This window comes from Rhodococcus sp. C-2 (assembly GCF_027854095.1).
Lineage (GTDB): Bacteria > Actinomycetota > Actinomycetes > Mycobacteriales > Mycobacteriaceae > Rhodococcus_F > Rhodococcus_F qingshengii.
The window spans coordinates 143875-165212 of record NZ_JAQGFI010000005.1 but is presented as its reverse complement, the minus strand read 5'-3'; the positions used below and the strand labels follow the sequence as shown (position 1 = coordinate 165212).

17 protein-coding genes are annotated in these 21338 nt (G+C 64.3%); 10 read left to right on the top strand and 7 right to left on the bottom strand.

Annotated features, from left to right (window positions below):
- Positions 1-46 precede the first annotated feature (46 nt).
- Positions 47-838 (bottom strand): cyclase family protein, encoded by a 792-nt coding sequence (locus PCS43_RS12295; protein WP_051649531.1) that lies wholly within the window; start codon positions 836-838, stop codon positions 47-49.
- A gap of 209 nt (positions 839-1047) precedes the next feature.
- Between PCS43_RS12295 and PCS43_RS12290 the strand changes: the two genes are divergently transcribed.
- Positions 1048-1656, top strand: coding sequence for a TetR/AcrR family transcriptional regulator (locus PCS43_RS12290; RefSeq protein WP_158170230.1), 609 nt, complete (start codon positions 1048-1050; stop codon positions 1654-1656).
- 13 nt (positions 1657-1669) lie between these two features.
- On the opposite strand, the gene PCS43_RS12285 is transcribed toward PCS43_RS12290, so the two are convergent.
- From PCS43_RS12285 to PCS43_RS12275, 3 genes are read right to left on the bottom strand one after another with little or no spacing between them, the layout of a single operon-like run.
- Positions 1670-2653, bottom strand: coding sequence for an alpha/beta hydrolase (locus tag PCS43_RS12285; RefSeq protein ID WP_030535811.1), 984 nt, complete (start codon positions 2651-2653; stop codon positions 1670-1672).
- 19 nt (positions 2654-2672) lie between these two features.
- A complete protein-coding gene (locus PCS43_RS12280; protein WP_007731798.1) occupies positions 2673-3581 on the bottom strand; it encodes a PIN domain-containing protein in 909 nt (302 codons plus the stop codon).
- A gap of 54 nt (positions 3582-3635) precedes the next feature.
- Positions 3636-4109 carry a GtrA family protein gene (locus PCS43_RS12275; RefSeq protein ID WP_074447111.1) on the bottom strand — a complete coding sequence of 158 codons (474 nt, stop codon included), beginning with the start codon at positions 4107-4109 and terminating at the stop codon, positions 3636-3638.
- Positions 4110-4172: 63 nt separating this feature from the next.
- On the opposite strand from PCS43_RS12275, the gene PCS43_RS12270 reads away from it, so the two are divergent.
- The 5 genes from PCS43_RS12270 (at position 4173) to PCS43_RS12250 (ending at position 9722) form a co-directional block, all read left to right on the top strand.
- The gene (locus PCS43_RS12270; RefSeq protein WP_003943934.1) at positions 4173-5606 is read left to right on the top strand and encodes an FAD-binding oxidoreductase; all 1434 of its coding nucleotides are present in this window, start codon (positions 4173-4175) and stop codon (positions 5604-5606) included.
- Positions 5603-6364: a decaprenylphospho-beta-D-erythro-pentofuranosid-2-ulose 2-reductase gene (locus PCS43_RS12265; RefSeq protein WP_007731800.1), complete on the top strand. Its 762-nt coding sequence runs from the start codon at positions 5603-5605 to the stop codon at positions 6362-6364. The genes PCS43_RS12270 and PCS43_RS12265 overlap by 4 nt, the downstream gene beginning before the upstream one ends.
- Positions 6365-6454: 90 nt before the next feature.
- On the top strand, positions 6455-8308 hold the full coding sequence (locus tag PCS43_RS12260) for a galactan 5-O-arabinofuranosyltransferase (RefSeq protein WP_099696939.1): 1854 nt from the start codon (positions 6455-6457) through the stop codon (positions 8306-8308).
- Between the two features lie 73 nt (positions 8309-8381).
- Complete coding sequence (locus PCS43_RS12255; protein ID WP_099696815.1) at positions 8382-8990, top strand: TetR/AcrR family transcriptional regulator; 609 nt, start codon at positions 8382-8384, stop codon at positions 8988-8990.
- A 99-nt stretch (positions 8991-9089) separates the two neighbouring features.
- Complete coding sequence (locus PCS43_RS12250; protein ID WP_231915915.1) at positions 9090-9722, top strand: hypothetical protein; 633 nt, start codon at positions 9090-9092, stop codon at positions 9720-9722.
- Between the two features lie 21 nt (positions 9723-9743).
- Here PCS43_RS12250 and PCS43_RS12245 read toward each other — a convergent pair whose 3' ends face one another.
- Positions 9744-10415, bottom strand: coding sequence for an MspA family porin (locus PCS43_RS12245; RefSeq protein WP_003943954.1), 672 nt, complete (start codon positions 10413-10415; stop codon positions 9744-9746).
- A gap of 335 nt (positions 10416-10750) precedes the next feature.
- Here PCS43_RS12245 and PCS43_RS12240 point away from each other — a divergent pair, with 335 nt between their 5' ends.
- The gene (locus tag PCS43_RS12240) at positions 10751-12583 is read left to right on the top strand and encodes a hypothetical protein (protein ID WP_042921226.1); all 1833 of its coding nucleotides are present in this window, start codon (positions 10751-10753) and stop codon (positions 12581-12583) included.
- A gap of 9 nt (positions 12584-12592) precedes the next feature.
- On the opposite strand, the gene map is transcribed toward PCS43_RS12240, so the two are convergent.
- Positions 12593-13357, bottom strand: a complete 765-nt coding sequence (gene map, locus PCS43_RS12235) for a type I methionyl aminopeptidase (protein WP_029537381.1) — start codon at positions 13355-13357, stop codon at positions 12593-12595.
- Between the two features lie 49 nt (positions 13358-13406).
- Between map and PCS43_RS12230 the strand changes: the two genes are divergently transcribed.
- The 3 genes from PCS43_RS12230 (at position 13407) to PCS43_RS12220 (ending at position 20389) form a co-directional block, all read left to right on the top strand.
- Positions 13407-13676 carry a helix-turn-helix domain-containing protein gene (locus PCS43_RS12230; protein WP_003943854.1) on the top strand — a complete coding sequence of 90 codons (270 nt, stop codon included), beginning with the start codon at positions 13407-13409 and terminating at the stop codon, positions 13674-13676.
- 82 nt (positions 13677-13758) lie between these two features.
- The gene (locus PCS43_RS12225; RefSeq protein ID WP_065455069.1) at positions 13759-17013 is read left to right on the top strand and encodes an arabinosyltransferase domain-containing protein; all 3255 of its coding nucleotides are present in this window, start codon (positions 13759-13761) and stop codon (positions 17011-17013) included.
- A gap of 73 nt (positions 17014-17086) precedes the next feature.
- Complete coding sequence (locus PCS43_RS12220) at positions 17087-20389, top strand: arabinosyltransferase domain-containing protein (protein ID WP_209910875.1); 3303 nt, start codon at positions 17087-17089, stop codon at positions 20387-20389.
- Here PCS43_RS12220 and PCS43_RS12215 read toward each other — a convergent pair.
- Positions 20386-21336, bottom strand: coding sequence for a DMT family transporter (locus PCS43_RS12215; protein ID WP_003943901.1), 951 nt, complete (start codon positions 21334-21336; stop codon positions 20386-20388). The genes PCS43_RS12220 and PCS43_RS12215 overlap by 4 nt on opposite strands.
- Positions 21337-21338 lie beyond the last annotated feature (2 nt).

Here is a 21338-nt window from a genome sequence, read left to right as displayed (position 1 = left end):
CAATACCTTTCACTGAATTGTTCGTTAGGTGAGGCAGGAATTTTGCTCAGACGAACGCGACCACACGAGCCGGGGCAGCGCTGGCTCGCGCAAGCTTGATCGGGAAAAACGCCACGTGAAATCCCGAGGGCGGAAGCGCGGCGAGGTTCGCCAGTTGCTGAACGATGAATACTTCACGTTCGCGTCCGGCCCGGTGCCCGTCCCAGAGAACCGAGTTGTCCCCGGTGTCACGAAATTTCTGCGCCATGACTGCAAAGCTCAAGTCCCAGCCGGCAGCGTCGGTGCCCAGCACCTTCGCGCCTTGCTCGGCGAGAAACAGCGTGCCTTCGCGACTCATCCCTGGATACTGAAAGAACCCTGGATCAGCCAAGGTGAAGCTCTCTTGTCCGGTACGGAGCAACACGGCACCACCCTGGGGAACGGACGCACCGTTTTCCGCCAGGGCAGCTTTCAGCGCGTCCACCGAGATCGGCTGATTCGCCTCGCACCGGCCGCGCAGGTCGAGCACCACTGTCTCGCAGAACAATTCATCCAACGCGATGTCTGTGATCGTGCGAGAAGGCTTACCCTCCGAGGTTGATCCGTAGTGCAACGGCGCGTCGACGTGTGTGCCCAGATGGCTGTTGAACTCACTCAACATCTCCGATCCCCACCCCTCACCGTCCGGAAGATCATGAACTCCGCACTGCAGTGCTGCCGCGAACTCGTCGCGTCCGGCACCTGCGGGGTGCGAGTAGGTCACCGAGGGGGCAACGACGGAAGCCAGTGCCTTCAAACCCTCGGGGAGCAATTCCCGATCGGCCGGATCGAGAGTTCTAGTCAGATCGATGAGTTCCATGTCCGCCCATTCCGTTAAGTTATTGGACGCTCAGCATAGAACTGGACGATCAACATAGGCAAGAGGGTGTCGCGAGAGGAATACGGCCGGCCGATGGCCGGCCTCGTAGCATGAGTGCGGTGCGCAGGTCTCGGCCCCGACGGGCGCGTCGACGTCACCGCGTGCCGGAATTGGCTGCACTCGAGAACGAAAGAAGGCAGGAACACCGAATGGCGTCGACACGCAAGCAGGAGATTTCCGAGGAAACCAGACGGCGACTGGTGAAAGCCGCGGCCGAACTGGCTGCCGAAGGCGGGTCGACCGCGATGTCCGTACAAGCCGTGGCAGAAAGATCCGGTATCAGCAGAGGGTCCGTGGCCTGGCACTTCGGATCGAAGGACGGGCTTCTACGAGCCGTCGTCGAGGACGCATTCCGGTGGGGCATGGAAAAGCTACGCGCAGAGTTGGCATCATCCTCGGCGACTGGAATCGAAGCATTGATCGAAGCCAACTTCGTACTGATGTCATACCCCGAGGCACGAATTTTCTCGACCATCTTGATCGAAGCCGTGATTCCCGGGTCCACCATCCGCGAGACCTACGCAGAGCAGTACGTCGCAATGCGAACGCTGTACGCGGACTACCTGCGTTCGATCGACACCCCGGTCACCAATCCGGAGTTGGTTGCCGTCACCCTTCTGGCCGGCACTCTCGGGATCAACCTCCAACATCGCCTCGATCCCGACAACGTCGATCGACGTTCAGCAGTAACCGAGCTCGAATCGATCTATGCCCGCGCGATGGCACCTACCACAACGTCAGGACACGAGAATCCCTAACCGGACCGGAAGTTCAACTTCCCGAACAACTTTCGCCCGCGACCTGGGGCGGGACCGCATCCAGCCTGGCGCGAATGAACCTGGCAACGTCACGTAGCGCAGCCCGGCTCTCCGGCAAGCCAGGCCAGACGGCGGGAAACGCGTGAACCTGGCCGTTCCAGATCTGCAGCGAGCACGGCACCCCCGCGGCGGCGAGCCGTTGCGCCATCACCTCCGAATCGACTCTGAGCACCTCGGATTCGGCGGCGATCAGCAACGACGGCGGCAGAGCGGCCAGATCGCCGTCGACGGGTGAGTTCGTCTGTCCGCCAAGCTTTCCGATCGCCATCAATGCCGACACCGGGGCGATCACGTCGCGTCGAGCGTTGGCATGGACCGATTTGGTGGTGCAATCGAGATCGAGGAGCGGTGAGAGCCCGACCAGACCGGCCGGAACCTCGAGCCCCGCGGAAACAGCTGCAAGTGCCGTCGCGAAGACCAGGAAGCCTCCGGCCGAATCGCCAACGAAGACAACCTTTTCCGGCAAGGCTCCCTGTTCGAGGAGCCACCGGTATGCATCGAGACAGTCGTCGACGGACCCGCTGATGCTCGTGCTCGGCAACTGTCGATATGCGATGTGCAGGACCGGAAGGCCGGTTCGCTTGGCGATGCTTGCAACGACCGGCCGATGCGTGTTGAGCCCGCAGCACATGAACCCGCCGCCGTGCAGGTAGAGAACAACACCGTCGCGCAGATCAGCCGTCGAGCCTGCCGTCCGCACGAGTTCACCGTCGAAACCTGGAAAGCGAATCGCTTCCCGATCGATCCCGGACGGAATGCGTACACCCGCGGCCGAGTCCAGCACTGCGGCGCGGCGCATGGCGCCAGGCGTCAGCGGCGCGATCCCGACCACGGGCCGAAGCATCCATCGACACGCGTTGTAGAGGACCTGCGATTCGATACTCGGCCTGCCGTATCGAGTTCCGGTCCTTCGACTGACTGTCGGCAACAGAGACATCTGTCCAGATTAGAAGCGATCAGGCACCGAAGAGGTCGACTTCGTCGAGATCGTCGACGATCGTGACCTTTCGTTTCCGCCCGCCGATGACCTTGCCCAGACCGCGCAGTCCACCGGACTGAGCTTTCGGGGCGGGTTCGATGCGCTGCGGCGCAACTCTCGTCCGCGCTGCGCGCTGAACAGGCTTGGGGGCGGGGGCTGCTGCAGGTGCCGCGGGTTCGGGAACCTCGGCTGGAACCACCGCTTCCGGCTCCACGAAGCCCTGAGCAACCGGGGCCTCGGGCGCGACCTCAGCGGCTTCCTCGACCTCCGCCACCTGCTCCACCTGCACCGGTCCGTCGATCACCGGGATGTCCGACGCCCAGCGGACCCGATACTCCAGACCGCGCGACGCCAGCTCACGCGCGAGATCGCCGTGCCAGACCCCGTCTTCGCCGTCGCCGTATGCCCGTGCGTCGGAGCTCACCCAGATGACGTCGACGCCCGGGTTGCGGTCGGCGAGATCGAGCACGGTCAGCCAGTTCAGCGTCGCCGGATATCCGTCTCGCTTCTTCTTGTCGGTATAGGGCCGACGCAGCGAGATCGCCCTCTCGGCCACCTCGACATGCGACACGTCGACTGGATCGACCACTTCGACGCCGATCGCCACGAGGTCTTCGATCACGTCGTCGACGTAGCCGTCGGCCTTGTCGTGAGCAGCGTCGACGAACCTCGTGAGGTCGCGCCGCAATCCCAGTCGGTCGTACATGCGCGCCTGGACGCTCAGGGCCGCGATCATCTCCGCCGATTCCTCGCGGTAGCGACTCGCAACCTCGAGGACGACCAATCGCGGCACGACGACGCGGTGTCCGAGTGCGCGAGCGTCGGCGATGGCAGTGTCGAACCGTGCGCCCCTGGTCAGGGCCGAAGAATCGAGAACGATGATCATGCGCTCGATTCTCTCTCGAGAAACCGGACGAATGCGCTAATCCACCCCGAACCGTTACTTGATCTTGAAGATCACTGCCCGCTGAACGATGAAGTTGATGACCGTCGCGGTGCCCTGCGCGATGACGAAGGCCAGCGGTGTCCGCCACCAATGCTCGTCGAAGACATGGACCATCAGTTCGTTGAGTCCGACCTGAACCGCAAAAGTGACCGCGTACAGCGCGACTACAGCGATGAAGCGGGCGCGAGAAGGCTCGGCCTTGAACGTCCACCGACGATTGATGAGGTACGCCGTCGTGGTGCCCGCAACGAAGCTCAGCGATTTTGCGGCGACGCGCGGCAACCCCAACGCGAGGAGCAGCACATACAGCCCGTAGTCCACGACCGCCGACAGCCCACCCGTCGCGACGAACCGGACGATCTGCGTTTTCAGGTCCAACGCGTCGTCGGCGATGTCCGTCGTGACAGGAATCTCGACGGGCAGCGGGACGTGGGGTTCGTGCTGGTGACTTGCAGGTGTTTCGGGCACGACGACGAGAGTAACCACTCGAGTCGGAGCCGTCGGCACTACTCCCAGGTAACCTCTACCTTGATGTCCACGACAGCAGAAGAGACGCCGCAGCCGGCTCTCCACACCCAAGCCCGCACCCTCACCGGTTGGGGACGCACCGCCGCCACCACTGCACAGGTGCTGTCCACCCCCGACGTGGAAGTGATCGCCAACGCGGTCGCCCAGGTTGCGGAACAGAACGATTCCAAGCCCTCGCATCTGCGACGCGGCGTCATCGCGCGCGGCCTCGGCCGCTCGTACGGTGACCCAGCGCAGAACGCCGGCGGCCTGGTCATCGACATGAATGCCCTCAGCCGCATTCACCGCATCGATCGCGACACCGCTCTGGTGGACGTCGACGCCGGCGTGAATCTGGATCAGCTGATGAAGGCTGCTCTGCCGTTCGGCCTGTGGGTTCCGGTCCTGCCGGGTACTCGTCAGGTCACGATCGGCGGCGCCATCGGCTCGGATATCCACGGCAAGAACCACCACAGCGCGGGCAGCTTCGGCAACCACGTCGTGTCGTTGGATCTGCTGACGGCCGACGGCAAGGTTCGCACGCTCACCCCCAAGGGCGGGCGCAACGACCCGAAGGCCGCACTGTTCTGGGCCACGATCGGCGGCATGGGCCTGACGGGCATCATCTTGCGGGCAACCATCAAGATGACACCGACCGAGACGGCGTACTTCATCGCCGACGGCGACGTCACCAACAGCCTCGACGAGACCATCGCGCTGCACAGCGACGGCAGCGAGGCCAACTACGAGTATTCGAGCGCCTGGTTCGACGCGATTTCCGCGCCCCCGAAGCTCGGTCGTGCGGCAGTCTCGCGCGGATCTCTGGCGAAGCTCGACCAGCTTCCGGCCAAGCTGCAGAAGAACCCGCTCGCCTTCGACGCACCGCAGTTGCTGACGTTCCCCGACGTCTTCCCGAACGGGCTGGCCAACAAGTTCAACTTCACCGCGATCGGTGAGGTCTGGTTCCGCAAGTCCGGCAAGTATCGCGGCAAGGTCCAGAATCTGACGCAGTTCTACCACCCGCTCGACATGTTCGGTGAGTGGAACCGCGCGTACGGATCCAACGGATTCCTGCAGTACCAGTTCGTGGTTCCGCCGGAGGCCGTCGACGAGTTCAAGAAGATCATCGTCGACATCCAGCGCAGCGGGCACTACTCGTTCCTCAACGTGTTCAAGCTCTTCGGCGAAGGCAATCAGGCGCCGCTGAGCTTCCCGATCCCGGGCTGGAACATCTGCGTCGACTTCCGCATCAAGCCGGGCCTGAACGAGTTCGTCACCGAACTCGACAAGCGTGTCCTCGAATTCGGCGGACGCCTGTACACGGCCAAGGACTCGCGGACGTCCGCGGAAACCTTCCACGCCATGTACCCGCGCATCGACGAGTGGATCGCGACGCGCCGCAAGTACGACCCCACAGGCGTTTTCGCCTCCGATATGTCCAGAAGGCTGGAACTGTGATCAACGCTGTAGGTAACCCGCAAACCGTTTTGCTTCTCGGTGGAACCTCCGAGATCGGCCTCGCCATCTGTGAGGAATACCTGAAGAAGGCGCCGCTCCGCGTCGTTCTGGCGGCACTCCCTGGCGATCCGGGACGCGAAGCTGCGGTCAAGCAGCTCGAAGCGAAGGGTGCCACCTCGGTGGAGCTCATCGATTTCGACGCCGTTGATTTCGAATCGCACCCGAAGGTGATCGACCAGGCGTTCTCGAACGGTGACGTCGACGTCGCCATCGTCGCCTTCGCACTGGACGGTGACTCCGAAGAGCTGTGGCAGAACCAGCGCAAGGCCGTTCTGGTGGCAAACGTCAACTACACCGCTTCCGTCTCGGTCGGTGTTCTTCTCGGCGAGAAGATGAAGGCTCAGGGCTTCGGCAAGATCATCGCGATGTCGTCGGTTGCCGGCGAGCGCGTCAAGCGTGCCAACTTCGTCTACGGATCCACCAAGGCGGGCCTCGACGGTTTCTACCTCGGACTCGGCGAGGCTCTCGCGGAATTCGGACCGCAGGTCACCGTCGTTCGCCCCGGCATGGTGCGCACGCAGTTCAGTGCCCACGTCAAGGAAGCTCCGCTGACGGTCAACAAGGACATCGTCGCGAAGCTCGCTGTTGCCGCCTCGGACAAGGGCAAGGAAATCGTCTGGACTCCCGGCCCGTGGCGCTTCGTCATGATGGGTCTTCGCCACGTGCCGCGCCCGATCTTCCGGAAGTTGCCGGTTTAAGCTCCTCCCGTGCCAGAAACAACAACTGCTCCGAGTACAGACCTTTCGACCCCGTCGCCGTGGCGTAATGCCGCGGCGACGGTGGTGGAAATGGCCCTCGGAGCGCTGGTCGCCGCTGTTGTAGCCGCTGTCGGGCTCTTTGCTTTCGGCCGAGTGCAGTGGCCGGCGTTCACCTCTTCCAATGTCACGCAGGCAGTCACGACGGTGCTGCAGGTGCTCTGCATCGCAGTGGTCGGTGTTGCGGTTCTGATGTTCCGCGCCCGCAAGGCCGAGCGGGTCGCAAAACTCCTCTCGTGGGCCGGGCTCTCCGGCTTCGTCACCACGACGCTCGGACTTCCCCTGGCCGCGACGAGTCTGTATCTGCACGGCGTCTCGGTCGATCAGCAGTTCCGGACCGAGTACCTGACCCGGCTGACGGATTCTGCTGCGCTGCAGGACATGACGTACGTGGATCTGCCGCCGTTCTACCCGGCCGGCTGGTTCTGGATCGGTGGACGCGTCGCGAACCTGCTGGGAATGGACGGCTGGGAAGCCTTCAAGCCTTATGCGATCGGCTCGTTGGCTGTCGTCGCCGTCGTTGCACTCGTGTTGTGGACCAAGCTGATTCGACGCGATTGGGCCGTCGTCGCGGCATTGGCCGTCACTGCCGTCGTGTTGGCGTACAACTCCCCCGAGGCGTACGGCGCCGTCATCAACCTCCTGATCCCGCCGGTGCTGATCCTCGCGTGGGGCGCATTGGACCGGCCGGGGGCATCTCGATTTGCCGGAGCCGGCGCAATACTCGGGACGGGCCTGTTCCTCGGTCTCGCCGCAACGGTCTACACGCTCTATCTCGGATTCGCCGCGTTCGCAGTGACTCTGATGGCCTTGGTTGCCGCAGTACTTGCCGCACGCGCCCAGAACACGTGGAAAGCCGCACTGGGACCCCTCGTCAGGCTCGCCGTGATCGCGGTGATCTCCGGCCTGGTGGCTCTGACCGTCTGGACGCCGTACCTGCTGAAGGCACTCTCCGGTGCCACCGCAGAGTCCGGCACCGCAATGCACTACCTCCCCGATTCCGGTGCGGTGCTGCCCTTCCCGATGCTGAGCTTCACCCTTGTCGGTGGACTGTGCCTACTCGGCACGATCTGGCTGATTTCGCGGTTCCTGTTCTCCCGCCGCGCCCGAGCACTCGGTATCGGCGTCATCGCCGTGTACCTGTGGGCACTGTTGTCCATGACGTTCACCGTTGCCGGCAGTACGCTCCTCGGTTTCCGACTGGAGCCGGTACTGATCGGACTCCTTGCCGCCGCCGGTGTGTTCGGTTTCTTCGAGTTCGCCGGTTGGATCGTGCTGGGCACCAGCGAAAATCCTCGCGTCAAAGCGGTACTGGTTGCACTCGGTGTCATCGGAGCCATCGCTTTCGCGCAGAACATCCCGCAGGTGCTGGCGCCGGATATCGCTGTGGCATACAGCGATACCGACGGTAACGGCGAGCGCGGCGACAAGCGGCCCCCGGGTGCCGAAGCCAATTACGCCGACATCGACCGGATCATTCGCGAGCAGTTGGGACGCGAACCCCATGACACGGTGGTCCTCACTGCCGACATCGGCTTCCTGAGCTTCTACCCGTACTTCGGCTTTCAAGGACTGACGTCGCACTACGCGAACCCGCTCGCCGATTTCCGTGCGCGCGCTGCGCTGATCGAGCAGTGGTCGGAGCTGAAGACGCCTGACGAACTGGTAGCTGCGCTGGACTCGGCGCCGTGGCGCAGCCCCGACGCCTTCGTCTTCCGCCAGGGCGCCGACGGGTACACGCTGCGGTTGGCAGAGGACGTCTACCCCAACGACCCGAACGTCCGCCGCTACACGGTCACGTTCCCCAAGGAACTGTTCGACGATCCTCGTTTCACCGTGACCGAGCAGGGGCCGTTTGTGGTCGTTACCCGCTCTGACGCAATCTAACCAGGAGATACGTCACAAAAGGCTTACCGTCGGGGTCGTTGACGCGACCCCGACGCACCCCTAACTTCATACCGTGCCCCGAACCGATGCCCGAGCGGCGATGATCGATGCAGCCGAGCGTCTGGTTGCCGAGCGAGGTCTGGCCGCTCTGACTCTTCGTGATGTTCAGACCGAAGCCGGGCAGGCCAACAAATCGGCTGCGCAGTATCACTTCGGGTCACGTGAAGGTTTGCTGGCGGCCGTCGTCGAGTCCAGAATGCGACCTGCCGGTGAGCGTCGTCGTGAGTTGCTCGACGCGATCGATCTCGACGCGAATCCACCGATGATGCGTGCCCTCATCGAGGCTCTCGTCCTGCCGTTGGCGGAACAGACCATCTACCGCGAGGGCACGTTGTACGCACGGTTCCTGGTGCAGTCGATCTTCGACCCGGCGATGTCGTCGACTATCCGTGACCACATGCAGGCCGAGAGTTTCCGCGAAGTTCAGCGGCGGATAGTCGCTGCGTCCTCGTTACCGGCAGAGATCGCCGAACTTCGGGCGGGAACTCTGACCGTGCTCACCGTCGTCACTTTTGCCACGTGGGAAGGCCGCGTCGACAGCCGCGAACGTGCTCACGTGATCGTTGCCGACCTGATCGAAAGTTGCCTCGGAGCACTCTCGGCCCCGGCTGCGCAAATCTGACACGCGGTCCGGCGAGTTTGTTTCCGAAACTGCCGGGGTACTCAGCCCCTCCAAGCGCAGTCGAGCAAACGGCCGCATCAACCACCGGCGGGGTAGGTGATGACAGTGAGCGAACTCGTTGCGCAAAGCCGCGAGCTTGTACCGCATCGTGCAGTTCTAGATTCCGCAGAGCATGTTCTGGTCATTGCGCGCGGCAAACCGTTCGGGCGCGAACAGGCTTTCCATGAAGTGTTGAGCGTCGCGATTCGCAATCGCATCGAAGTACTCACTCTGGCAAGGGCTCTCATCGACGTGTCCGAGTCCCGCGACTACCGCGCGATCCCGACCGACACCGCGCACACCGTTGCGGTGCTCGAATGGGGCGAGCTACTCGAGATCCCCACCGAACACCACCAGAAGTCCAGGGCCGAGTCATCCGAGGACGTCGATGAATCGAGTGAACCCGACGATCCGATCGAACCCGAATATCTGGTCGAGACCGACGTGGGCGGACGGGTCGTCTTCGTCGCCCTCGCGTTCACGATCGGCGGGATAGTCGGATTCTTCGCGCACGACTGGGCACTTCTGCTTCTGATCACCGCCGTGTACCTCGTGTGGATCGCGGCACGGTTGGTCGCGAAACTCGTCAGTGTTTCCCGTAGTGCCCACTGGGCGGACGCTTCGCCGATTCGTGGCGCCGATTCGACCACACGGAACGCGGAAAACTCCCACCATCACGCTGTTGCAGCGTGACGGCGGGAGCATCCGCTTTCGCTAAAGCCTCTGCGGTACACCGTAAGTGACGACGGTATCGCCATTCGACGTGACAGCCTTCGCGTACGGCCTGATGGTCACCGGACCGATTGCTCCCTGTACGTAACCGTGAACTCCGGACAGACGGACAGCGGCTTCGGGACCGTCGAACTCCTGATCTTCGAGCAGCGCGACGTCGGTGATACCGCCCGGCGCCAGGTCGACGTCCAGTTCCTGCGACGGAATGATGTCACCACCGATGACGAACCCATTGGAAATATCCAGGCCCAGTTCGAAATCCGGAACCAGACCGATCCCGAGGTTCGTTCCACTCTCGACTGCCCAGTCGAGACCAGGACTGTTGAGAACGACCGTCGCGCCGGTCAGCGCGATCGGGTAACCGATCTGATAACCGATCGTCAGCTTCGTTCCGGTGAAGCTTGCCGCGTCCGGCCCGTCGATCTTCACGCCGGCAACCCCGTCGTGGAAGAACTCGACACTCAGCGGTGAGCTGTCGAGAGGCGGAAAGACGTGGATAGCGGTATCAGCCTGGAAGACTTCTATCCGATTCCCTTTGACGTCGGTGATCGAACTGGTGTTGTCAACGCCTGCCGACGCCGTCCCACCCCCCAGGACAACGGCCAACAAGGCCACTGCTCCTACTGCGCTACTACGAACTGCTGTCTTCGACATGCACAAGCACCATCCCATCCGGTATAGGCCCCGGACGTAGGTTCCAACTCTTCGTCGAGGATGGGATTCGTCGGGGCTGCCTGAACAAACGCGAGCAAGATCCTTGTTGCGATACCCCGGTCACGAACCCGTCAAACGGTGCACGAAAACATTACTTTCCGGACAAGTCGGGCGGACCGGTTTGTCCCGCTGAGTGCGCCCGCTCGCGGACGCGAACCGTTTTGTTCGTTACTCTGACAGTGGAAGTTATCGAATCGAGACCTAAATAGGCCACCCCGAACTTCTGAGAACTGCCACTTCAGGGATGGGCGCCAGAACCGAAAGGCACCGACTGCATGACCGAGACCTTGCCCGACGTCCAACTGCTCGAAGAAGCACGTCCAGGGCGAGTCCGTTCAGCAGTGCGGCGCTCGGTCGTCCAGCGCGGGCGTCTTGTCGACCTCGCGATCATGGCGACGTTCACCGTTGCGGCGATCTACGTGATGTCGAACCTGTGGAGCGACCTGCAGTCCGGCTATCTGTTCAACGCGGGCCGCGACCAGGCCATGTGGGAATGGTTCTTCGCCGATACCGCTCACGCCCTCGCCCAGTTCCGCAGCCCACTGTTCAGTGACCTGCAGAATTACCCACTCGGCGTGAACCTGATGGCCAATACCGCGATGTTCGGCATCAGCATCCCGTTGGCCCCGATCACGCTGATCTTCGGACCGACCGCCACGTATGCGATCGGGCTGACCGCCGGCCTCGGCGGCACCGCCATCGCTTGGTACTGGGCATTCTCGCGGCACGTACTGACCGGAGTCTCCGTCCGCTCCAAGGTCGCCGCCGCCGTCGGAGCGGGGTTCTGCGGATTCGCGCCCGCCATGATCTCGCATGCCAACGGCCACCCGAACTTCGTCGCGTTCTTCGTACTTCCGTTCATATTCTTGCAGGTAGTGCGCATTTCGAACGGCAAGCGTCCGGTTCGCGACGGTGTCGTCCTCGGCCTACTCGTCGCCTGGCAGATCTTCCTCGGCGAAGAACCGCTCCTCATCTTCACGATGTCAGCCATGGTGTTCGGCGCCGCCTATGCACTGCCCGGCCTGGCCAAGTCGCGCCAGGCGATCAAGCGCGCGATGCCCGGCCTCGTGATCGGCGGCGCGGTCACACTCCTGATCACTGCGGTGCCGCTGTGGTCGCAGTTCTTCGGCCCAGCGAGCTACGACGGCGTCTCACACGGTCAGGCAGGCAACGACACCGCTGCACTCACCACGTTCCCGACCGAATCGGTTGCGGGCGACCCCGAGGGCGCGGAGTTCCGAATGAACCCGACCGAGGAGAACGCGTACTTCGGATGGCCGCTGGTGCTCCTGCTTCTCGGTGCAACGGTGTGGCTGTGGCGCATCCGCCTGACCCGCGCGGCTGCCGCCGTGATCGTGGTCATGGGTGTGCTCTCACTCGGTTCCGAACTGACCATCGACGGTGACAAGACCGGCATCACTCTGCCGTGGAAACTCCTCGCCGACCTGCCGTTGTTCGAATCGGTGCTCGAATCCCGATTCGCGATGGGCGCGATTCCGGCGATCGGGCTGCTGCTCACCCTCGGCACCTACCGCGCTTTTGTCGAACTTCGTGGACCGCGCCGCACGGCAGCCGGTGTCTGGCTGGTGGCTCTCGCCGTCGCGATGATTCCCCTGATCCCGACCCCCATCGACGCCGATCAGCGATCTGCGACGCCCGAATTCATCACCAGCGGCTCGTGGGAGAACTACGTCAGCGACGGCACCCTGGTGACGGTTCCCGTCGCGAGCGCCGAAGACGCCCGCGCACTGAGCTGGCAGGTCGACGCCGACTTCGGCTTCCCCATCGCCGGCGGGTACTTCGTCGGCCCGGATTCGAAGACCCGCGCCGGAATCTACGGCGCCGAGTCCCGGCCCACCTCGACCCTGCTGGTCAATGCCAAACAAACCGGCAAGGTCCCGTTGATCGACGTGGGCACCAGAGCGAACGCACTGACCGACCTGCGGTACTGGCACGCCGACGTACTGGTGCTTCCCCGATTCTCCGGCGACGACGCCCTGCGCCACACGGTCGACGAACTGGTCGGCTTCGACGCCAAGCGCGTCGACGACGTGTGGGTGTGGGACGTACGAGACCTCGTGAGCGGCAAGACCTCCAACCAGAGCTGAGCGGGTTGATCAGCGGGTCATGATCACCGGACCGTCTTCGGTGATCGCGACCGTGTGCTCACTGTGCGCAGCCCGGGCGCCCGAAACGGTGCGAAGGGTCCACCCGTCGGCGTCGTGCCGGTAGTCGTCGGTTCCGTCGGCGATGAGCATCGGTTCGATGGCGATGACCAGGCCGGGCCGTAGCCGGAAGCCTTTGCCTGCTCGGCCTTCGTTGGGCACGTCCGGGCCTTCGTGCATCTCGCGGCCGATGCCGTGCCCACCGTGATCGGCGAGCATTCCGTATCCGAGGCCGCGCGCGTACTGTCCGATCGCGGCACCGATGTCGCCCAATCGGTTTCCGGGCTGGGCGGCGGCAATGCCACGGGCTAGTGCCTCATCGGTCGCGTCGATCAGTGCCTGATCCTCACTACTTCCCTGTCCGACGGTGAAGCTGATGGCGGAGTCGCCGCACCAGCCGTCGAGTCTCGCACCGCAGTCGATACTGATCAGGTCACCGTCACGGAGTCGGTACCCATTCGGGATACCGTGCACCACAGCATCGTTCACGCTGATACAGGCCACACCGGGAAAGGGTATCGGCGCCGTCGCCGGCCGATAATTCAAGAACAGCGCCGAGGCGCCGGCAGCCGAAATGACCTCCGCGGCAACGGCGTCCAATTCGAGCAACGTCACTCCGACGCTCGCCGCCTCACGCGCCGCAGCCAGCGCCTGCGCGGTGATTCTCCCCGCCGCCGCCATCGCGTCGATTTCCCCTGCGGTCTTGATTTCGACCATCTCGAACACCTTCCTTGTCGAATAACTATACCGGTATTACTATAAGCACATGGTGCGCGTGCCGCTGACGGCGGAAGAACTCGAACGAGGACTACGACTGGGTGAACTCCTGCGATCGGCGCGGGGGGACCGAAGCATGGTTCAGGTAGCGCTCGACGCCGGCATCTCGGTCGAAACTCTGCGCAAGATCGAAACCGGCCGCATCGCGACACCCGCCTTCTTCACCATCAGCGCGGTCGCGGAAGTGTTGGGTATTTCACTCGACACCATCGCCCGAACACTTGAAACACCACAATCCGAACAGGAAGTTGCATCCTGAGTAGTTCTCTCAGGATGTGCGGGCCCGCACTCGCCTAACATCGTTCCTTGTGCCGTCTGAAGTAGTAGTGCCCCCGAAACCCGTGCCCACTGGCCCCGAAGCTCCCCGAGAATCGGATTCCCAGCGAGTCCGGACGGCACGACTCATCGCGATAGTCACCGGCCTTCTGGGCCTGCTTCTTGCACTCGCGACGCCCTTCCTGCCCGTCAAGCAGGAAGCCGCGAGCATCGACTGGCCGCAGGGTGGGACCGTCAACAGCGTCTCGTCGCCGCTGATCTCCTACTCGCCCACATCGCTCGACATCACCATCCCGTGTTCCACCCTCGGCCAGTTGGGCGGCAGCGGCGGCACACTGCTCTCGACCATGCCGAACGGGGCGCCGGACCGAAACGCCCGCGGCCTCACCGTCCGCACCACTGCCGACCGCCTCGAAGCACTCACCCGCGATTCGGTATTGATCTCGACCCCGCTCGATCAACTGAGCGGGTGCACGGCGATCACCATCACGACCAACTCCGAGCAGACCGTCGCGGCGGTCACCGGTATCGACGGCGTCGGCACCACCCTGACCGGTGACTACCGCCCACAGGTGGTCGGCATCTTCACCGACCTGCAGGGCGCAGCGCCCGCCGGACTGTCCGCCCACATGGACGTCGACTCCCGGTTCTCGTCCAGCCCCACACTTCTCAAACTGTTCGCGATGATCGTCGCGGCACTCTCGACCATCGTCTCGCTGTACGCACTGCACCGGATCGACGGCGTCGACGGCCGTCGTGCGCGGCGGTTCCTGCCGGCGCGATGGTGGAAGTTCACCGGCATCGACGCCCTGGTTATCGGCACGCTGGCGCTGTGGCATGTGTTCGGCGCCAACACTTCCGACGACGGTTACCTGCTCGGCATGGCCCGGGTCTCGGAGCACTCCGGGTACATGGCCAATTACTTCCGTTGGTTCGGCGTCCCCGAAGCGCCGTTCGGTTGGTACTACGACGTGCTGGCGCTGTTCGCGAAGGTCAGCACCGCGAGCATGTGGATGCGCCTGCCCGCGTTGATCGCCGGCATTCTGTGCTGGATGGTCATCAGCCGCGAGGTGATACCGCGACTCGGTGTTGCGGTGCGCCGCAACAAGGTTGCCATCTGGACGGGCGGGCTCGTGTTCCTGGCCTTCTGGTTGCCGTACAACAACGGCCTGCGTCCCGAGCCCATCATCGCCCTCGGCGCCCTGCTCACGTGGTGCTCCATCGAACGCGCCATCGCCACCGGACGTCTGTTGCCCGCCGCGATGGCCGTGCTGATCGCCGCATTCTCGCTGGCCGCCGGGCCTTCCGGGCTGATCGCCATCGGCGCGCTGATCGCCGGAGCCAGGCCGATCCTGCAGATCCTGATCGCCCGCGGCAAACGCGTCGGCTTCCTGTCCCAGATCATGCCGATTCTCGCCGCCGGAACCGTGGTGCTCGTCGCGGTCTTCGCAGATCAAACCCTCGCGACAGTTCTCGAATCGACCAGAGTGCGAACGGCCGTCGGGCCGAACGTTCCGTGGTTCGAGGAACGGTTGCGTTGGGACGCACTGATGACCATCTCCCCCGACGGCTCACTCGCACGCCGCTTCGGCATGTTCGTCATGATCGTCGGACTCGTCTTCTGCGTCATGATGATCCTGCGCAAGGGCCGGATCCCCGGCACCGCTATCGGGCCCTCGCGCCGAATCCTCGGCATCGTGTTCGCGTCGCTGCTCCTGATGCAGTTCACCCCCACCAAGTGGACTCACCACTTCGGTGTGTACGCCGGTCTGGCCGCCACGGTGGCCGTCCTCGCTGCCGTCGGTGTGAGTGCGTCGAGCATGCGTTCCAAACGAAACCGCGCGCTGTTCGCCGCGGGCATCCTGTTCATCCTCGCTGTGGCGTTCACGAGCTCCAACGGCTGGTGGTACGTCTCGAGTTACGGCGTCCCGTGGTGGGACAAGCCGCCGTCAATCGCTGGCAAGGGATTCTCGACGGCCTTCCTCGGCCTCACGATTCTCGCGCTGCTGCTGGCCGCGTGGTACCACGTCATGGAGCCGCGCCGGCGAAACGGCACGGAGGACAGCGTCAAGAAGACCAGGCGACTCCGCCTTCTCGCCCCGTCACCGTTGACCATCGCGGCCGGAGCGGTCGTGCTGTTCGAGGTGCTGTCCCTGCTCAAGGGCGCGGTCGCGCAGTACCCCGCGTATTCGATCGGCAAGTCCAACATCGAATCCGTCTTCGGCGGAAGCTGCGGTCTCGCGGGTGAGGTACTCGTCGAGTCCGATCCGAACGCCGGCGTTCTGCAATTGACGGATCGGCCCACCGATCTCGCCGGCGCAGGTGCATTCGGTGCGAGCGAATCAACCGGGTTCTCGCCGGACGGGGTTGCAGGCGACCTCACGGCCGACGCAGAAGACTCGACGGCAGGCAGTGCAAACAGCCTCGACACCTCGACCTCGCAGTCCGGCACCACCACGCCGGGAACCGGATCCGGCACCGCCGGTGGCTCGCAGTCGACGGCCGGCGTCAACGGCAGCAACGTCGCGCTCCCGTTCGGGCTCGACCCCGCAAAAACCCCGGTGCTCGGTAGTTACGGAGCACCTCAGAACGCGTCACTGACCACCGGTTGGTATTCACTCCCCGAGCGCAACGACGCCGCACCGCTCCTGACCGTCGCGGCCGCCGGACGCATCCGCTACGTCAACTCCGACGGCATCGTCACCCCCGGCGCAGTGCTGCAGGTCGAGTACGGCAAGAAGCAGGCAGACGGGAGCGTCGACGCACTGGGACGTGTCGATCCGATCGACATCGGCCCGTCGCCGTCGTGGCGCAACCTGCGCGTTCCGATGGATCAGCTGCCCGCCGACGCCGACACCGTGCGTCTGGTGGCCAGTGACACCGACATCAGCGCCGACCAGTGGCTGGCGGTCACACCGCCACGAGTGCCGACCATGCGCACGCTGCAGGACGTCGTCGGATCCACCGATCCCGTGCTGATGGACTGGGCTGTCGGTCTGGCCTTCCCGTGCCAACGTCCGGTGGATCACCTGTACGGCGTCGCCGAGATCCCCGACTGGCGCATCCTGCCCGACCGCATCGGCGCGGAGTCCACCAACGCCTGGCAGGACCACTACGGCGGCGGACCGCTCGGCTGGACTACCGAACTGCTCTCGGCCAGGGCATTGCCGACCTATCTGGACAACGACTGGGATCGTGACTGGGGATCGCTCGAGCAGTACACACCGCTCGATTCGGACGCGGTTCCCGCGCAAATGAACGTCACCACCGAGACCCGATCGGGCACCTGGACACCGGGCCCGATTCGTTACCAGTCGTAACTGTTACGCGTGGACCTACCAACCACCCAGGCACGGTAGGTCCACGCTCAGCCCTGACATACCATCGGTAGCCGTGCCCGACGCCGTGACAGCTTCACCTCAGACTTCGAGTTCGCCGCCTCCTGCTGGTCAGGATGCCCGCGAGCGTTTCCATCGCACGCGATGGGTCGCGATCGTCGCCGGCTTGCTCGGCTTCGTGCTCGCACTGGCAACTCCGCTGCTTCCCGTCGTGCAGACGACGGCTTCGGTCAACTGGCCGCAGAACGGCGTGATCGGAGACGTCGAGGCACCTCTGATGGCTCAGGTTCCCATCGACGTCAACGCATCGATCCCCTGCACCGCGGTCAGCTCGCTGCCCGAGGGCGGCGGCATCTTGCTGTCGACGGCACCTGCACAGGGCGACGGCGCGGCACTGTCGTCGATGTTCGTCCGGGTGTCCGCGACGAGCGTCGACGTGCTCGATCGCAACGTCGTCGTCGCTTCGGCGGCACGCGAGGACGTCGAGTCCAGTCGCTGTGGCGCCATCGCGTTCAGCTCTGACGTCAACCGAACCACGGCAGAGTTCGTCGGACTGACCTATCCCGACGGCAACCCGATTCGTGGCCAACTCGACGGTGACTTCCGCCCGCAGGTGGTCGGCGTCTTCAGCGACCTGCCCGACGGCGCTGCCCCCGAGGGCCTCGGCTTCTCGATGACGATCGACTCACGTTTCTCGTCGAGCCCGAGCGTCTTGAAGCTGGTCGCGATGATCGTGGCCGTCCTCTCGACCATCGTCGCGCTGGTCGCCCTGGCTCGCCTCGACGGCACCGACGGCCGCAAGCACCGACGCTTCCTGCCCGCACGCTGGTGGAAGTTCTCCAGTATCGACGGAGTGGTGGTCGGCACGCTCGTCGTGTGGCACTTCATCGGCGCGAACACCGCCGACGACGGCTACCTCCTCACCATGGCTCGAGTCTCACCGGACGCGGGATACATGGCCAACTACTTCCGTTGGTTCGGCGTTCCCGAGGCCCCGTTCGGTTGGTATTACGAAGTGCTGGCCGTGATGGCGAAGATCTCGACCGCGAGCCCGTTCATGCGTCTGCCCGCTCTGCTCGCCGGAATCCTCTGCTGGATGGTCATCAGCCGCGAGGTCGTCCCGCGTCTCGGGCGGGCGGTTCGCCGGAGCAACGTCGCCCTCTGGACCGGCGGTCTGGTATTCCTGTCCTTCTGGCTGGCGTACAACAACGGTCTTCGCCCCGAGCCCATCGTGGCTCTCGGCGCACTGCTCACCTGGTGCTCCATCGAGCGCGCCATCGCCACCGGACGTCTGCTGCCCGCGGCCACGGCAATCTTGATCGGCGCCTTCACTCTTGCCGCCGCACCCACCGGATTGATGTGTATCGCAGCCCTTCTCGCCGGTGTGCGCCCGTTGGTGCGCATCGTCGTCAAGCGTCACCGACTGGTCGGCACCCTGCCGCTTCTCGCTCCGATCGCCGCTGCTGGAACCATCGTGCTGGTCGTCATCTTCGCCGACCAGACCTTTGCCGGTGTCATGGAGGCCACGCGCGTCCGAACGATCATCGGCCCCAATCTCGAGTGGTACCAGGACTTCCTGCGCTACTACTACCTCTTCGTCCAGACGGTCGACGGCTCGGTTGCCCGACGCTTCGCGTTCTTGACGATGATCCTGTGCCTCTTCACGACGCTCTTCGTGTTGTTGCGCCGCGGCCGCGTCCCCGGCGCGGCAACCGGTCCGTCGTGGCGCCTGGTCGGCGTCGTCTTCGGCACGATGTTCCTGATGATGTTCAACCCCACCAAGTGGACTCACCACTTCGGTGCGTACGCGGGCATCGCCGGTTCTCTCGCCGCGCTGACCGCCGTGGCCGTGTCCGCGTCCGCCCTGCGCTCGCGTCGTAACCGATCGGTGTTCGTGGCCGGACTGCTCCTGATGCTCGCGTTGACGTTCGCCGGCATCAACGGCTACTGGTACGTCTCGAGTTACGGCGTGCCGTGGTTCGACAAGACCATCTCCTACGACGGCCGTGAATCCAACACCCTGTTCCTCGCGCTCTTTGCTCTCGCCTTGGCCTTTGCCGCCTGGCAGTACCTGCGTGAGGGATTTGCCGCCCCGCCCGAGAAGCCGAACACGGCCAAGGGCAGACGAATTCGCAAATTCGCGGCCGCTCCCCTCACCGTGATTGCCGGTCTGATGGTCCTGTTCGAGGTGCTCTCGCTACTCAAGGGCGCAGTGTCGCAGTACCCGGCGTACTCGCTGGGCCGAAGCAACATCGAGGCACTCGCGGGCAAGACCTGCGGCATGGCCGAGGACGTTCTGGTCGAGACCGACGTCAATTCCGGGAATCTGCGGCCTCTGACCGCTCCCGGATTCAACGCCGAGGATCCGTTGTCCGGAGTTGATTCGAAGGGCTTCTCCCCCAATGGGGTTCCCAGCGATCTGACTGCGGATTACATCGAAGTCAAGCAGGGCATGGGCAATACCGACAGCCAGAGTGTCGGTCCCACCTTCGCCACCGGTTCCGGCGCCGGAACCAGCGGCGGCACCGGCAACGTCGGCGTCAACGGCAGCACGGCCAAGCTCCCCTTCGGCCTCGATCCGTCGAAGACACCGGTCATGGGCAGCTATCAGCCCGGTGTGCAGGAACCTGCTTCCCTCATCTCGAGTTGGTACGGATTGCCCACTCGCAGTGAAGAATCACCGCTGGTGGTCATGTCCGTCGCCGGGCGTGTGTGGTCCGTCGACAACACCGGTGCGATCACGTACGGCCAGTCACTTCTGGTCGAGTACGGCAAGACTCAGCCCGACGGGACCGTGCAGGTTCAGGGTTCGTACATGCCGCGAGACATCGGACCCGCGCCGTCGTGGCGCAACGTCCGTATCCCGATCGACGAACTCGCGCCGGACGCCGACGCCGTTCGGGTGGTCGCGTTCGATCCCAATCTCACGGGCGATCAGTGGATGGCATTCACGCCGCCGCGCGTGCCCAAGCTCGAGTCCCTGAACTCGTACATCGGCAACGAGCAGCCGGTGCTTCTGGACTGGGCTGTCGGCCTTCAGTTCCCGTGCCAACGTCCGTTCACACATCAGAACGGCGTGGCCGAGATGCCGAACTTCCGCATCCTCCCGGACCGTCCTCTTGCGGTCAGTTCCACCGACACCTGGCAGTCCGCGGACAACGGTGGCCCGCTCGGATTCACCGAGGTTCTTGCCGGTGCGACGACGGTTCCGACGTACCTGAAGGACGACTGGGCGAGGGACTGGGGATCACTCGAGCGCTACGACCGGTACTTCCCCAATGCGGTTCCGGCAGAGGTGGAGACGGGCACCGCAACCCGCTCGGGCATGTGGATGCCCGGCGAGATGCGGGTGCATTAGCCTGCGCTACCTACTCGGGTGACTGCTCGGGTGCGACGTACGGAGACGGCCGAGACCGCTCCGACAACGACGACGCACCCGAGTAGTTGCCCAACGCCTGGCCGTTCGCCGAGCAGCACAACTGCCAGCAGTACGGCGAGTACCGGTTGCATGAGCAGGAGCGTCGCGCCCACCTCGGCGGGAAGCCGAGGGAGCGAGTGCCCCATCAGCATCCAGCCGAACACCTGGCCGACCAGTGCCAGTGCCGCGAGCCAGCCGAACGCTTCCCAGCCCGGGACGAAATCGATCCGGCCCCACAGTGATCCGATGACGGACCCGGCGATGCCCGCGGACGTCGTCGAGATCAGCACCTGGCTCGCGGCCCGATCCGCCTCGCCCGTCCGGCCGACCACGAAGATGTAGCCGCCGTAGGCGATTCCGGAGACGAGCGAGAGCGCCGTTCCCCACAGCAAGTCGTCGCCGGTTCCCCCGCCCCCGAACACGCCGCCCGCCAAGGCGATTCCCGTGAACATGAACGGCAGGGCGAAGACGAACCGCATCGGCACCCGATTGCCGAATACCAACCAGGACAGTGCGGGCACCACGACCACCTGCACGTTCACGACGACGCTCGCCATCCCCGCGCCGATCATCAGAATCGACTGCGACCACAACGCGAAATCCAGTCCGAGCAGCAGACCGCCGAGCACCTGCAGAACGACTGCCCGCCGGCTCGGCTTGCCCACCCGGCGGTACTCCCGCCACGCCAACCACAACAGCGGCGGCAGGGCCAGGAAGCAACGGAAGAAGACGGCCGTCGAGGGCCCGACATCAGCCAACTTGATGAGGAGCGAACTGATCGAGATCGCGGCTGCGCCTCCGACGACGAGCAATCGAGGGTCGATGCGCCCCCGAGGAGTTCGGGTGGGTGTCGGTGTCTGCGCGGTCGCGGAGGTCAGTGTGGTCACTC

Bases quoted from the DNA above. Each gene is read 5' to 3' on its own strand.
- PCS43_RS12295 (WP_051649531.1), bottom strand. From the start codon at position 838: ATGGAACTCATCGATCTGACTAGAACTCTCGATCCGGCCGATCGGGAA.
- PCS43_RS12290 (WP_158170230.1), top strand. From the start codon at position 1,048: ATGGCGTCGACACGCAAGCAGGAGATTTCCGAGGAAACCAGACGGCGA.
- PCS43_RS12285 (WP_030535811.1), bottom strand. From the start codon at position 2,653: ATGTCTCTGTTGCCGACAGTCAGTCGAAGGACCGGAACTCGATACGGC.
- PCS43_RS12280 (WP_007731798.1), bottom strand. From the start codon at position 3,581: ATGATCATCGTTCTCGATTCTTCGGCCCTGACCAGGGGCGCACGGTTC.
- PCS43_RS12270 (WP_003943934.1), top strand. From the start codon at position 4,173: ATGTCCACGACAGCAGAAGAGACGCCGCAGCCGGCTCTCCACACCCAA.
- PCS43_RS12260 (WP_099696939.1), top strand. From the start codon at position 6,455: ATGGCCCTCGGAGCGCTGGTCGCCGCTGTTGTAGCCGCTGTCGGGCTC.
- PCS43_RS12250 (WP_231915915.1), top strand. From the start codon at position 9,090: ATGACAGTGAGCGAACTCGTTGCGCAAAGCCGCGAGCTTGTACCGCAT.
- PCS43_RS12245 (WP_003943954.1), bottom strand. From the start codon at position 10,415: ATGTCGAAGACAGCAGTTCGTAGTAGCGCAGTAGGAGCAGTGGCCTTG.
- PCS43_RS12240 (WP_042921226.1), top strand. From the start codon at position 10,751: ATGACCGAGACCTTGCCCGACGTCCAACTGCTCGAAGAAGCACGTCCA.
- map (WP_029537381.1), bottom strand. From the start codon at position 13,357: ATGGTCGAAATCAAGACCGCAGGGGAAATCGACGCGATGGCGGCGGCG.
- PCS43_RS12230 (WP_003943854.1), top strand. From the start codon at position 13,407: ATGGTGCGCGTGCCGCTGACGGCGGAAGAACTCGAACGAGGACTACGA.